The organism is Thalassoglobus sp. JC818, assembly GCF_040717535.1.
Lineage (GTDB): Bacteria > Planctomycetota > Planctomycetia > Planctomycetales > Planctomycetaceae > Thalassoglobus.
Genome location: NZ_JBFEFI010000004.1, coordinates 719,177 through 733,079, shown reverse-complemented (window position 1 = coordinate 733,079; position 13,903 = coordinate 719,177). Strand labels below are relative to the sequence as shown.

Here is a 13,903-nt window from a genome sequence, read left to right as displayed (position 1 = left end):
GTTCAAAAAACGAAACACCCGCCAGCGAGTTGCTGGCGAGTGTTCGAATGGAACCGATGAATTGTTTGGAGGGGCGAACTGAATGAACTGTTCTCCTTAAGCCGAGGCGACCAACAACATGATTAAAACGTTGGCTCAAGACGAAGGTTAAGTTTCAACGCCAGGTCCTGAAGCTTCTCAATCGCTGTCATTTGAAGTTGTCGGACCCGCTCCTTGCTCAGCCCAACTTTCTTGGCCACCGATTTGAGGGTCTCGGAAGACTGTTCATCATTCAACCCGAATCGCTCACGGATGATGACGACTTCTCGCTCGTCCAGACATTGGCCGAAGTGATCGATCAATGCGTCTGCTATTTTGTGGTCGAGAGGTGCTTCAGTTTCGCGAGTTGGAACAACATCGCCCAGAATTTCCGATGAGGTGTTCACCTCGCGGTTCTGGCGGCGTTGTTGTCGCTGCATGACTCGATAGTAGTGACGCTGGATGGCGTGTGTCGCGTAGGTGCTGAAGCGAAAGCCTCTTGAGTAGTCAAACTTGTCCACGGCATTCACAAGGATCATGTTGCCTTCGCTGACAAGATCTTCGAAGTCATTTCGCGACCGGGCGAACTTCTGAGCGATCGAGGCGACGAGACGAAGATTCGCTTCGATAATCGCTGCCCGAGCTCGCTTCGCCTCTTTGACAAAACGTTCATATCGTGACATTGCCGAAGAGTTCCGAACTTCGCCATTCGAATTGATTTCAATGCGTGAAGCTCGCGACTTCATGTAATTCATCTTACGGAACAGGAACGCTTCGCCCGGTGGGGTGAGGAGTCTGTGCATCGAGCGGTTCGCCTGATCTTGATCACTCTGCTGACTCATATCGTGGGTGTCTTCATACAGGTTCTCTGGGCATTCCTTTGCCAAATTCTTCTCAGAGAGCTTCTCGAAGTCCGGGTGGTCGATGAACGCGATCTCGCGGTCGGGTACGCGGAGCGATTTTCGGGGACGAGGGGCGGCCGACGTTGCTGTTCGTGAATTTGCCATGAATCTGCTCCGGGTTAAAACGTTCAATACGGTCACTCTAAGCGATTCCTTTGTGTTGGCAATATCAAAAACATTCAAAACGTTCATTTTGTTTCGAGAAGGGATAATCGGTCACGTTCGAGTCGTCATCTGTTCAGATCGGATTTTCCGGGACGAGTTGAAAATGAGACGCACGAACGGAATAATTGGTGTTTTCCGATGACAGACTCCTCTCGAGAAGGACGTTTTGATGCTGAACAAGAAAGACTTGGAGCTGTTCAAAGAGCTTTTGAGTGTTCAGGAGGCCAGAATTCGCGGAGATGTGCAGACGTTGACGTCAGGTGCGTTGGGAACCGGCAGTGAGTCGCGAACACCAACTCATATGGCAGAACTCGGAACCGAAACCTATGAGCAGGACTTTTCGCTTCGCGTTATGGAAAGCGATCAGGAAGTACTCAAAGAAATACGTGCTGCTCTGAAACGTATAGAAGATGGAACCTACGGGATTTGCGAAGGCTGCGAAGATGCCGGGCGACCACCATCGAAGCGATGGATCCCCAAAACCCGGCTCAAAGTCATTCCTTACGCCAGATATTGCGTTTCCTGTGCGGAAAAACTCGAACGTCAGTTCAGCTACTAGAGCCAGTCAAGCGACTGGCTCTGTTTGGATTGAGTGATCTTGTGAACGATTTCATCAGTCTCAAGATCGTCCCTCAGACGAACTCCTGACAAACGCAATCGAGTGAACCGGGGCACTGATTCGGTGCACTGCTTCGAACGAATCCAGTCCGATGACTGGGGAGCAGCGAACTCTGAATTCGTCCCTGATTTGTTGGAGTGATTCACACGATCGCTTCAATTGATTTAAGAACACTCCGAAACGGTCGAGAACATCGTGTCTCGACCGTTTCTTTTTTGTATGGTTGACTGATTGATCGCTGGCCCGTTTTATTGAACATGCGCCTATCGACACAATCTCTTCCGAGACTGTCGGACGGCGCTGTGATCCTTTGACTTGATACGGTGAAGTTCATGTCGGAATTCGGCGACCTGTTCGAACAGTTTCAACACGATGCGCAGCTGCGTCACGATCGTGAAGAACAGCTGCAGCAATCCATAACGGCACCGAGCACACGTCAAAGAGAACTCCAGAATCAACTGGCCTTTCTGCGGGAAGAATATCAATCCAAACAGGGCGAACTCGAATCATCTCGCAACTCATCGCTGACTGAACTCACACAGATTTTCGAACAGAAGCGGTCTGAGATCCGAGGTCTTCACAACTCCATCGTGAAGAACATCCAGACTGAAACGGACCGCGCCTCGAAATCGGTCGAACGACAACGTGAGGATAGCGAATGGGTTGTCGAGTCGGTCCTGGACGATGACAGCGAAGGAAGTCCACAGCGGGAGTTGGAGAAGGCTACTCAATCGATCGATCGAACGCTTGTTGAACAAGATGCGGTTCTTTCCTCTACGAAAGAACGCTTCGATCGGATTCTTCGCTCAACTCGGAAGAAAACCCCGCCAGCAGACCCACCCGAAAGAGATGTCAAGGATCGATCCGAAGCAGTCGACAGGTTTCAAGAAGAGATTGGCCGCACAGATCAACTCATTCGACGGTTCGATAAGCTGGTGCTGGCCAAAGTCTTCACCGGATTCCCGGCATTGATCTCGCTGATCGGACTGATGGCTCTGTTCTCGGGTCTCGTCTTTCAATTTGCCGATCCGATGATTGCCGACATCACTGGCCCTCGCATGCAATCGAGTTGGATTGGTGTCTCGACAGCAGTCGGTGCGGTCGCTGGGCTCGTGGTCTTTGGACTGTTTTTCCTGATTGCCACAACTCAACGCTCAAATCTGATTGCCCTCATCAGCGAATCGATCGAACATGCGAAATTCTATCGATCGAGGTTTGACAGTTACTCGCAGAAGGACTTGGCAAAGCTCACCAAGAAGACAGCGGCTCTTCAGAAGAAAATCGAATGCGAACGTCAGGCTGCGCTGAATCGTTACGAAGAAGCACATCGGCAACGACTCTTCGAGATTGAGCGGTCCAACGAGGAACGTCTGACTGACGAAAAACGCAGGTTCGAAGCAGAAGAAACCGAACTCACCGCGGATCACGAAGCAAAAGTCCAAGCGATTCAGGAAGGCTTCGACCGTCAGCTTCAGGAACTCAACGAGAGTTCACTCTCGAAGATCGAACAGAAGGAAGCCGAGCTTCAAGCGCTTCAAAGTGAACAGGTGCGCTCACAAACTGAGCAATGGATGCAGCTGAAAACGGAATGGGAAGAGTCGGCCAAACTCTTCCAAACCGCGATCTCAGCCATTGGGTCTGAAGATCAGGCGACAAATCTCGACTGGTCGAAGACGTCGAACCCAGAACAGTGGTCTCCGAGTTCGCAGCTGCCAAGAGGCATCCGCTTAGGCGGTCTGCAGGTTGATCTTCAGGAATGGCCGGTCGCCGTTTCGGAGGATATCCGTTTGGCTCCGCGGACGACTCAGTTCGAAGTTCCAGCCATTGTGGAGTTCCCCGGAAATGCGTCGACCTTGTTTCTTTCGCCAACTCCGGAAGCACGAATGCAGGCGCTCGATGCACTGCAAACGATGATGCTTCGATTGCTGTTGCAGATCCCGCCTGGAAAGTTGCGATTTACGTTGATCGACCCCATTCGCCTCGGGGAAACATTCGGCGGCTTCATGCACCTCAGCGACTACGATGAGCTGATGGTGACGAATCGAATCTGGACCGAGAGCGGGCAGATTGAACAGCGCCTCGCCGATCTGACCGAGCATATGGAGAACGTTTTCCAAACGTACTTGCGGAACGAATTTCAAACGATCGAGGAATACAATCAATCGGCCGGGGAAGTTGCAGAACCGTACCACTTTCTGGTGATCGCCGACTTCCCCGCAAAGTTCAGCGAGATTGCGGCGAGACGTCTCGTCAGCATCGTGAACAGCGGACCGAGATGTGGTGTTTATACGCTTCTCAATCTCGACCCGACTAAAGCGATGCCGAATCAGTTCGACATCGAAGACATTTTGCCGCACATGACTTCATTCGAATGGAAAGACGAACACTTCCATCCGAATGAACAGATTCTCTCTCGCTGGCCGATTCGCATACAATCGCCTCCTACACCGGATGAGTTTACATCGATCGTCAAAATGGTCGGCGAAGCATCGAAGGATGCTCGAAAAGTCGAAGTCTCATTCGATCGAATCGCTCCACAATCGAGCGAACTTTGGTCGAAAGATTCGAGGAGAGAACTGGAAATTCCTTTGGGGCGTGCTGGTGCCACTAAGCTGCAAACCATGAAACTCGGACGCGGAACTTCTCAGCACATGCTTGTTGCAGGGAAAACCGGTTCTGGAAAGTCGACCTTCCTCCACATCCTCATTACAAATCTCGCACTGTACTACGGTCCAGACGAAGTCAACTTCTTCCTCATCGACTTCAAGAAGGGTGTGGAGTTCAAAGACTACGCATCATTCCAGCTTCCGCATGCTCGTGTGATCGCGATTGAGAGTGATCGGGAATTTGGAGTCAGTGCACTGCAGCGTCTCGACGAGATGCTTCAAGAACGCGGAGAGTTGTTCCGTCGCGAAGGCGTTCAGGACATCGCAGGTTATCGCGATGCAAATCCAGATCAGCCTCTGCCGCGCGTCTTGCTGGTCGTCGATGAGTTTCAGGAGTTCTTCATCGAAGACGACCGCATCAGTCAGTCGGCGGCTCTGCTTTTGGATCGGCTTGTTCGTCAGGGTCGGGCATTTGGGATTCACGTGATCCTCGGATCGCAGACGCTCGGCGGAGCATACTCCCTCGCCCGAACAACGTTGGGGCAGGTTGCTGTGCGAGTGGCACTGCAGTGCAGTGACGCCGACGCACATTTAATTCTCAGCGAAGAAAATACCGCAGCTCGACTCCTCACACGTCCCGGCGAAGCAATCTACAATGACGCCAACGGAATGATGGAAGGCAATCATCCATTCCAAATTGCATGGATCTCAGACGAACAACGTTCGGACTGGCTGGCTGATATCGAAAAGAGAGCATCGCGTTCGGGGGTCGAAGCAGAGCCAGCGATTGTCTTCGAGGGCAATATCCCATCAGATCTGAAACGCAACAAACAGCTGCGTCGACTCGCAGAAGAGTGGCGAGATCGCAGCGAACCACTGAGAGCACCGAGAGTTTGGCTTGGGGATGCTGTTGAGATTAAACCTCCTTCCGTGGTTTCTCTGGATCGACACAGTGGAAGAAATCTGCTCGTCGTCGGCCAAGATTCCGAAGCAGCGATGGGAGTCCTTCACGCGTCAGCATTAAGCTTTGTTGCATCAACTTCACCAGTGGAAGTTACGTCCGGCCAGGAGCACTTCGAACCTGAGAATGCCGAGACTTCGGACGGCGAGAATGAGGTCGAAGGAAGCGATTCACAACATCAAAACGAAGAACGCCTTGACTCTTTCATCGTGTTGGACGGCAGTTCGGTCGGCAGCGACGACTCGGAACTGTGGAAGTCGTTTCAGTCGACAATCCCTTGTCCCGTGACGATTGTTTCTCCTCGCGAAGCAAGCCAGCAAATCGGCAAGATTCACGCCACGCTGCAATCGAGAATGCAAGCAGAGACTGATCACCATGATCCAGTCGTGGTCATCATCAGCGACCTCTCCAAGTTCCGTGACCTAAAGAAAGCAGACGACGACTTTGGTTTAGGAAGTTTCGGAGGCTCCTCGGAACCAACGACTTTGACCCCAGCCCAGATGTTCGCAGAACTTCTCGCTGAAGGTCCGCTACACGCGATTCACTTGATCATCTGGTGTGACTCTCGAAATAACGTGGACCGCTGGTTCAGTCGACAGAATCTGAAAGAGCTTGAACAGAGAATCGTCTTTCAAATGAACGCGGCCGACTCGAGCCACTTGATCGATAGTCCGGCTGCTTCCAGACTGGGAACCCACCGAGCCCTGCTCTATCGCGAAGAGACCGGTGAAGCAGAAAAATTCCGCCCCTACGGAGTTCCGGGTACGGAATTTCTCAATGAGTTCGGAAATCTTATGCGGTCCGGAGGGGAAGCTGGTTTTGCCACGGACCTCGAAGAGTTCACGATTTCGTAAGTGTCGCTGACCGCAACGAGCTTTCTTCGCTATGGCAACTTCCAACGATCCTGACCTTCCGGCTCTCCTCGGCGGAACTCCGGTCTGTTCCAGCGAGACTTCGGAATGGCCGATTTGTGATGAAGCGTTGCAGCAACGGTTTAGCGAATTGATCAAGAGCGGAGATTGGGGCCGCTATCACGGGGAGTATGTCACTGAGCTCGAAGACCGACTGAGGTCTTTGTACCAGCTGACGAACATGCAACTGGTTTCGAGTGGAACCGTGGCGATGGAATTGGCACTGCGTGGGTTAAGAGTCGCGCCCGGCGATCACGTGTTGATGTCTGCCTATGACTTCAAAGCCAACTTCGTCAACGTGGTGCAACTGGAAGCCATCCCGATTCTGATCGATATCGATGAAGCTGACGGACAGTTGGATGTCGAGAAAATAGCGGCCGCAGCAACGGACAACACGAAAGCGATCATCGTCTCGCACTTGCACGGCGGACTCGTCGACTTGTCGCGAGTGAGGAGCATTGCAGAAGAGTTGGAAATTGCAGTGATCGAGGATTGTTGTCAATTGTCGAGCTGTGCTTGCGATGGCAGCACAGTCGTCGGTTCACAAGCGGACGTCTCGATTCTCAGCTTCGGCGGAAGCAAACTGCTCACTTCCGGCCGTGGCGGTGCTGTCCTGACCAACCGCGACGACATCGCGCAGCGAATCAAAACCTATTGCCAGCGGGGGAACCTCGCTTATCCTCTTTCCGAGATGCAAGCTGCGGTTCTCGGCCCGCAATACGACTCTCTTTCTCAACGTCATCGCCAACGTCAGGAGTGTGTCGATGCAATTCGTCGCGGAGCAACGAAGCACCAAGGGCTCAAGCCATTCAGCTGTCGAGAGAACGCAGTCGCTGACTACTACAAACTCGGGTTCTGGTACGACTCTCAACAGTTTGAAGGCATGTCTCGTGAGCAGTTTTGCGAAGCGATGAAAGCAGAAGGAATCCCCATCGACGTGGGGTTTCCCGCTCTGCACCGAATTCACTCCAAGCGGCGTTTTCAATGTGTCGAGGAATTGCCTGTCGCCGATCGAGCGCACGAGCAAATCGTGGTTTTGCACCATCCGTTCCTATTGGGAGCAGCTCCCGCAGCCCAGCAGTTTTTCCTCGCACTTGACAAGTTGACGCGACACGCGAGGATACTGTCTCAACCCTGATCAGGGTTTTCTTCATCTCAAGTTTGCAGCGATTCGCACGAGCGAACGTGGCATTTATCGAACCAAAACGAGTGCGTGAAGACCATGTCAATGGCCTCAATCTGTGTGCTCGTCTGTCTATCTCTTGCTTAACAGCAACTGGCTTAAGAGAGTTTCGCGCGTCATGGATTACAATCAGTTTTTTGAAGAAGCACTTCCGTACTCACAATTTCTTGAGCGGTACGCAACTCCCGATCAGAACCATCGCTGGAGTGAGTTTCGGAAGTCCGTCGAACTCACAGCTGCACAAACCGACTTGCTGAAGTCATTCACTCGCGAGATGAAAGTCCTCGTGATGGCAGGGGCCTGGTGCGGGGACTGCGTCAATCAGTGTCCGATTTTCGATCGCTTCACAGAAGTGAATCCCAAGATTCGTGTCCACTTTGCTGACCGTGACGACACCCCCGATCTCAGTGAAAATCTAAAAACCTGTGGCGGAGCCCGCGTCCCTGCGGTCGTCTTTCTCAGTGAAGATGGACACTTCTGCGGTCGAGCCGGCGATCGGACTTTGTCCAAGTATCGATCGGTCGTAGCTTCTCAGTCAGGTGCAGCTTGCCCCACTGGAATTGTCTCGACCGATGGACTGACAGCCGCAGTTGTGCAGGACTGGTTGGACGAATTTGAACGCATTCAATGGATGCTTCGCACATCAACACGTCTGCGAAATCTCCACGGAGATTGATTGGCTTTGGTCGGGAATTTGCTGGAAGCATTCTCTTCCCGAAGACTGCTTGCAAATTAAGTTGGCGATGGTGGGCTCGTCGTCGCTGTCGACTCCGACGACTTTGGAAGCGGCAGCACGATTTCCCGGTAGCTCGTTTTTACGTGTCTGAATCCGATCGACCGGTAGAGTTCAACTGCCGGTCGATTCTCAGCGGAAACATCCAGATAGACTCGCTGCATCCCGACCGATCGGAAGCAGTGCAAGTTCTTCAAGACGAGTGCCCGGCCGAGTCCGAAACCTCGGTGTTCGGGAATGATCCCGATATTCTGAATCGCACCCAATGTGCTGCTTTGGGTCAGCCCTTGAATCGTTCCACAAGGGAATTCCGGGCGAAAGTCATTCTGTGCCGCCCGAATCAACCAGGTTGATTGTGGAAGAAATGCCTGATGATTCGCGATCGACCGCATCAAGTCACGACAACCAGCTGCGGTTCTCAGGGCTGGAAAGATTTGACTGTCCAGCTCATTGTGGAAGCTGAGAAACTTCGCCAGGGCATGCTCATGCAGTAGAGAGGGATGCCACTCTGACCACATGTATCCTTCGGGCAAATCAGGCCGCGGCAAAGTGACATCCAGAAAATCGATTTCCATTCGAAATCGTTTCAGGTATCGCGGTTGTAAGGATGTCACTGTGCTCATGATTCTGGAGAGCATTCGGCGATCAGGATTTCGCAACCTCGCACAATCAACAACCTCAAACGGTTGAAGCTGATCAGGCGAGAAAGCTGGGTCGAGCAACTTCTCTAAGTGTAATCTGGAGCCTTCCGGAGTCAAAATGTGTTCGCTGCAGACGGGGCACTTCTTTCGAATCCATAACCACGTTGCAGGTTGACTGTCAGACCTGCCTCAGGCTGCAGTTGCTGATTGTTCGATAGAACCGATTCCGCTTAGACGGAATCAGCAGTCTGATGGTGGTAAGTCCGACACTTACTCATGATTGGATATGCATCGATTTTGAATTGAACGATTCATGGAAACTTTCCGGAATTTGGAATTGCGAAGTCAAGAGAATGACAAGAAGGTGTTAAGCATTGGGATTGAGTTTCAATAAGCGATCGACCTAAACTCAGCCACTCCCTGAAGATCGAACTTGCCAACGAGATTGCCCATGAAATTCCCTGCCAGGCTGATCGCACAATCGGTTCTGATTGTGCTGGTCATTTGCCCCGTGTTGTTTTCTCAAGAAGGGCCGCAGATCGAGGCCGAGACTGAATCTCCCCCGTTGCCTTCGGTCGCTCCGATTGTCGACGATCCCCCGCCTCCGACCGGTTTCGAACGAGTTGACTCGATCTTCAAGGATGCAGTCACAGCAATCGAAACAGTGCTGTTCTACCGGCTGGGGAAGACGGAAAAAGAATACCTCGTTTTTGAAGACGATGCGGTGTACTGGCGAGTTCGGGGAACCGACACACCTTTCCGTCCGCTTTCAGAAGACAATGGGTTTGATGCGAGTGAACTCGATGCTTCGCAGGTCGAGATTCTTGCTGCTCAGGGGAAATTGATCGCGGGTGACGTGATCGATGGCGAAGAAAAATACTACCGATACGGTCTGATGAATGGGGAACCGGTCGAGTACGTGACGGTCAAGCTCGATGGACCGGAGGGCAAATTCAAATACGGAAGTCGTTTTCGGTTCGACCCGACGATCGATGCCTATCGAATCGTGATGAAGAAGCGGAACCTTCCCGGGGAGCAAACGATCTCGCCGACCGAAGCGGAAGACTGGAACGCTCTCGGCTTTCTGAAACAGAATCCCGAACCGTTCTCGTCCGGCAAGCCCTACTTATTCAAAGAGTCGGTCGGAGGGATTCCGATTGTCGTGGCTTGGCTGGCTGCAGGGGCAGTCTTCTTCACGCTCTACATGAGAGGTTTCAACGTTTGGGGATTTCGACACGCCGTCGATATCGTTCGCGGCAAATACGATAACCCGGAAGAAGATGGAGAGGTGACTCACTTCCAGGCGCTGGCGTCTGCGCTCTCAGCAACGATCGGGCTCGGAAATATCGCCGGGGTGACCATTGCGATGACACTCGGCGGACCGGGTGCTTTCTTCTGGATGTTGCTCTGTGGAATCTTCGGAATGTGTACCAAGTTCACCGAGTGTACTTTGGGGCAAAAGTACCGAAGCGTGAAACCGGACGGAACTGTCCTCGGTGGTCCGATGCGTTATCTGCAGGTCGGACTTCAGGAAAAGGGAATGGGGCTTCTCGGAACCGTTCTCGCATTTGTCTTCACAGTGATGTGTATCCTTGCCAGTTTTGGTGGAGGAAACATGCTTCAGGCGAATCAGTCCGGCAGTGCGATGCTGCAAATGTTTCAACAGAATGATTTGCAGCAGCTCTCTGTGCTGAACGATCAAATCAAAGCTGCCGCTGTTGCTGGGGAAGAAGGCGAGATGAAATCGCTTCAAGCCCGCAAGCAGGATTTGCAGAATCAACTGGCGGCGTTTGAGCAACAATTTAAAGTCGTCTTTGGGCTCGTCTTGGCGTTCTTCGTGGCAGCTGTGATTCTCGGAGGCATCAAGCGAATCGCCGCAGCTGCATCGAAGATTGTGCCCACGATGTGCATCATTTATTCGGCCGCTTGTCTGTACATCATTGTGATGCACCTTGACCGCGTTCCCGAGTTGGTTGCCTCGATTTTCACCGAAGCATTTACAGGTGCAGCGATGGGTGGCGGAATCATTGGAGTGCTGGTCGTGGGTGTCCAACGAGCAGCGTTCAGTAACGAAGCTGGAGCAGGCAGCGCAGCTATCGCTCACAGCGCAGCGAAGACTGAAGAACCAGTTCGAGAGGGCTGCGTCGCACTTTTGGGGCCGTTTATCGATACCGTCATCGTTTGTTCGATGACCGCTTTGGTGATTCTGATTACCGGAGCCTGGGACAACAACGACTGGATTGTCGAGCAAGGTCTGGAAGGTGCTGCGTTAACATCCCGAGCATTCAAAGAGGAGATCTCATGGTTTCCGATGGTCTTGAGTATCGCTGTCACACTCTTCGCTTACTCGACGATCATTTCGTGGAGTTACTACGGTGAGAAAGCGTGGGAAACAATCTTCGGAGCCCGAAGCACAATCATCTACAAGTGCCTGGCGGTCATCTGTGTTTTTATCGGGACCATCGTCAATTTGGGAAGCGTGCTCGATTTCTCTGACATGATGATCCTCGGTATGGCGTTCCCGAACATTCTCGGTGTGGTGCTGCTGTCGCCTTCAGTGCGAAGTGATCTACTCAAATACTGGAAACGTTATCAAGCTGGTGACTTCAAAACGTATCGCTGACCAGTTCCAATGAGTGAATAGTAATTTGTCGCACGCAGTTACATGGACGATCGATTTATGTCTCAGCTCAAGTACGATGTGATCGTTGTTCCTGTCGATTTCTCGGAAGAATCGCAGAACGCACTTCAGACAGCACTTTCCCTCGCGGGAGATGTTTCCAAACTCCGCGTGATTCATGTGCTTCCCCCACTGGAAGCCATCTCGCCAGCCGTTGTCTGGGGAGACTTGTCGGACGACCATCGAATCGAAACGGTTAAGAAATTTGCCGAGAAGTTCCTGCAGACTCACGGAGCAACAGGTGCGTCGCTGGATGTTCGTGTCGGCGGTCCGGCGAATGAAATCACTGAGTTCGCCACGGAGGTCAAAGCTGATCTGATTGTCGTCTCGTCTCATGGATATCACGGGATGAAGCGATTTCTGCTCGGATCGGTTGCGGAGTCAGTCATTCGACATGCCGATTGTGCAGTGCTCGTTCTGCGTCGTCAGGATGCTGAATAAGATTCGCTGCATTCCCAGATCTGTCGAAAAAGAGTCGGAATGCTGATCGACGAGCACAAATTTTTAGAGGTCATCTCCGGTCGGGAATCCGGAGTCGCACCCTCGTTGTTGCGCGGTCTGCTCGTTCTACTGGAACCGTTTTACTTGGCAGGAGCACAGTCGAAAAACTTTCTCTTCGACGCCGGGCTGAAGAAGCCTCAACGGGTTCCGAGTCGAGTCATTTCGATCGGGAACGTCACGACCGGAGGGACGGGAAAGACGCCCACAGTCGCGTGGGTATGCAATTTCTTCGAGCGTCATCATCTTCGTCCCGGAATTGTCAGCCGCGGATATCGAAGCCTTGACGGTGAAGGAAACGATGAGCAGCGTTTGCTCCAGAAGTTGTGTCCCAATGTGCCCCACCTGCAGAACCGTGATCGAATTGAAGCTGCTCGACAGTTGATCGAGTCACACCACCCAGACGTCATCATTCTTGATGATGGTTTTCAACATCGCCGATTGCATCGTGAACTTGATGTCGTCTTGATCGACTGCCTCAACCCATGGGGCTACGGACACGTTCTCCCGCGTGGACTCTTGCGGGAGTCGGCCAAGGGTTTATCACGAGCAGGCATTGTGCTCCTGACACGGGCGGATCAGGTGACCGATGCTCAGCGAGAATCGATCCACAAGCAGGTTCGTAGATACACCGACTGTCCGGTCGTATCGAGTCGATTTGTCCCGACTGGATTGCGAAATTCTTCTGGGGAGAGTCTCAGCTTCTCCGAGCTGCAAGAACGAAAAGTGTTCGCGTTTTCGGCGATCGGCCATCCGGAAGCCTTTCGAAGAACGCTGTCCAGCGTCGGTTTTGATGTCGCTGATGATCGTTTCCTTCAGTTCCCGGATCATCATCATTATACGGAAGAAGACTTCGCAACAATTCGCGAAGCAGCGCGCTCAACCAGTTCAGCTTCTCTGATCACGACAGCCAAGGATCTTGTGAAGATTAATGACGATCGAATCGGAGATCTTTCGGTTTGGGCGATCGAGATTTCACTTGAGATTCTCGACTTTCAAACAGTATGGGAAGAGACTCTGCTGGACGCTGTAAGTGACAAGCGTCCTCCCGAGTCGTAAAGCACTCATGCATTCGCTTGTACCTGTGTGAACGAAGTAACTAAACGGTTTGGAACTGTTGATGAAGTGGAATCATTCAATCAACTGGAAATTCGATTGATCCAAAATGTTGTACGAGTGCGGAGAGTTCTTGAGGCATATTCAGTTGTGAATCGGTCGCATTCAAATCATTCCTTTGTCGTTGCCAGAAATCCATGATTCTCTCAAACGTTGCAATTCAGAAATGTCTCGATGAGGGGAGTCTGGTGATCGAACCGGAACCGTCTCCTCGTCGACCGACTCCGGGGCAGACTTGCCCATATCAAACCTCGTCAGTTGATTTGCTCTTAGGTGAAGAGATTGCTTTCTTTCGAGACGAGCAGCAGGCAGTCATCGACCTGCGGAACGGCGATTTTTTGTCACGCGTCGGCTCTCAGTTCGAAACGACACTTCTCAAAGACGACGAACCGTTCATTCTGAAGCCCGGACGACTCGTACTGGGACGGACGTTCGAACGCGTCGAACTCCCAATTCATGAAGAAAAAACGTGTCTGGCAGCCCGCGTTGAGGGACGCAGCTCGCACGCACGCTGCGGGTTGCTGGTTCATTTTACCGCCCCGACGATTCATGCTGGCTTTGCGGGATCGATCACTCTCGAACTGATCAATCTTGGCCCTTACAGCTTGGCCCTCTATCCGAAGACCCCCATCTGTCAATTGATTGTCGAAACAGTCGAAGGAGTTCCGTTTCGCAATGACAGTCAGTTCCAGAAGCAGACGCGTCCCGGCGGACTCACTTGAATTGAGAACGTGAAATTCACTCCAGATTTGTGTCGTGCGAGCTTCTTCGATCGGGCAAATGAAACAGGCCGCTGACAAGAGTTGCCAGCGGCCTGTTGAAGAAATCTATTTCGATCTCTCGATCGCATTCTCTCAGCGATTCACGCAA

At 52.2% G+C, this 13,903-nt stretch carries 10 protein-coding genes; 8 read left to right on the top strand and 2 right to left on the bottom strand.

Annotated features, from left to right (window positions below):
* Positions 1–122 precede the first annotated feature (122 nt).
* Positions 123–1,025: a sigma-70 family RNA polymerase sigma factor gene (locus AB1L42_RS13965; protein ID WP_367056543.1), complete on the bottom strand. Its 903-nt coding sequence runs from the start codon at positions 1,023–1,025 to the stop codon at positions 123–125.
* 229 nt (positions 1,026–1,254) lie between these two features.
* On the opposite strand from AB1L42_RS13965, the gene AB1L42_RS13960 reads away from it, so the two are divergent.
* The 4 genes from AB1L42_RS13960 (at position 1,255) to AB1L42_RS13945 (ending at position 8,041) form a co-directional block, all read left to right on the top strand.
* Complete coding sequence (locus AB1L42_RS13960) at positions 1,255–1,644, top strand: TraR/DksA C4-type zinc finger protein (RefSeq protein WP_367056540.1); 390 nt, start codon at positions 1,255–1,257, stop codon at positions 1,642–1,644.
* Positions 1,645–2,036: 392 nt separating this feature from the next.
* A complete protein-coding gene (locus AB1L42_RS13955) occupies positions 2,037–6,125 on the top strand; it encodes an FtsK/SpoIIIE domain-containing protein (protein ID WP_367056537.1) in 4,089 nt (1,362 codons plus the stop codon).
* A 31-nt stretch (positions 6,126–6,156) separates the two neighbouring features.
* Positions 6,157–7,320, top strand: coding sequence for an aminotransferase class V-fold PLP-dependent enzyme (locus AB1L42_RS13950; RefSeq protein WP_367056534.1), 1,164 nt, complete (start codon positions 6,157–6,159; stop codon positions 7,318–7,320).
* A gap of 163 nt (positions 7,321–7,483) precedes the next feature.
* Entirely contained in the window at positions 7,484–8,041 is a 558-nt protein-coding gene (locus AB1L42_RS13945; RefSeq protein ID WP_367056531.1) for a thioredoxin family protein, read from the top strand.
* A gap of 56 nt (positions 8,042–8,097) precedes the next feature.
* Here the strand turns inward: AB1L42_RS13945 and AB1L42_RS13940 are convergent, their stop codons facing one another.
* Positions 8,098–8,712 (bottom strand): N-acetyltransferase, encoded by a 615-nt coding sequence (locus AB1L42_RS13940; RefSeq protein ID WP_367056528.1) that lies wholly within the window; start codon positions 8,710–8,712, stop codon positions 8,098–8,100.
* A 478-nt stretch (positions 8,713–9,190) separates the two neighbouring features.
* Here AB1L42_RS13940 and AB1L42_RS13935 point away from each other — a divergent pair, with 478 nt between their 5' ends.
* From AB1L42_RS13935 to dcd, 4 genes are all read left to right on the top strand, one after another.
* Positions 9,191–11,362 (top strand): alanine:cation symporter family protein, encoded by a 2,172-nt coding sequence (locus AB1L42_RS13935; protein WP_367056524.1) that lies wholly within the window; start codon positions 9,191–9,193, stop codon positions 11,360–11,362.
* Positions 11,363–11,419: 57 nt separating this feature from the next.
* A complete protein-coding gene (locus tag AB1L42_RS13930) occupies positions 11,420–11,860 on the top strand; it encodes a universal stress protein (protein WP_367056521.1) in 441 nt (146 codons plus the stop codon).
* Positions 11,861–11,899: 39 nt separating this feature from the next.
* The gene (lpxK, locus tag AB1L42_RS13925) at positions 11,900–12,976 is read left to right on the top strand and encodes a tetraacyldisaccharide 4'-kinase (RefSeq protein WP_367056518.1); all 1,077 of its coding nucleotides are present in this window, start codon (positions 11,900–11,902) and stop codon (positions 12,974–12,976) included.
* A 194-nt stretch (positions 12,977–13,170) separates the two neighbouring features.
* A complete protein-coding gene (gene dcd / locus AB1L42_RS13920) occupies positions 13,171–13,755 on the top strand; it encodes a dCTP deaminase (RefSeq protein ID WP_367056515.1) in 585 nt (194 codons plus the stop codon).
* Positions 13,756–13,903 lie beyond the last annotated feature (148 nt).

What these genes read in the sequence shown, in the direction of transcription:
- AB1L42_RS13965 (WP_367056543.1), bottom strand. Translation starts at nt 1,025, where the DNA reads ATGGCAAATTCACGAACAGCAACGTCGGCCGCCCCTCGTCCCCGAAAA.
- AB1L42_RS13960 (WP_367056540.1), top strand. Translation starts at nt 1,255, where the DNA reads ATGCTGAACAAGAAAGACTTGGAGCTGTTCAAAGAGCTTTTGAGTGTT.
- AB1L42_RS13955 (WP_367056537.1), top strand. Translation starts at nt 2,037, where the DNA reads ATGTCGGAATTCGGCGACCTGTTCGAACAGTTTCAACACGATGCGCAG.
- AB1L42_RS13950 (WP_367056534.1), top strand. Translation starts at nt 6,157, where the DNA reads ATGGCAACTTCCAACGATCCTGACCTTCCGGCTCTCCTCGGCGGAACT.
- AB1L42_RS13945 (WP_367056531.1), top strand. Translation starts at nt 7,484, where the DNA reads ATGGATTACAATCAGTTTTTTGAAGAAGCACTTCCGTACTCACAATTT.
- AB1L42_RS13935 (WP_367056524.1), top strand. Translation starts at nt 9,191, where the DNA reads ATGAAATTCCCTGCCAGGCTGATCGCACAATCGGTTCTGATTGTGCTG.
- AB1L42_RS13930 (WP_367056521.1), top strand. Translation starts at nt 11,420, where the DNA reads ATGTCTCAGCTCAAGTACGATGTGATCGTTGTTCCTGTCGATTTCTCG.
- lpxK (WP_367056518.1), top strand. Translation starts at nt 11,900, where the DNA reads ATGCTGATCGACGAGCACAAATTTTTAGAGGTCATCTCCGGTCGGGAA.
- dcd (WP_367056515.1), top strand. Translation starts at nt 13,171, where the DNA reads ATGATTCTCTCAAACGTTGCAATTCAGAAATGTCTCGATGAGGGGAGT.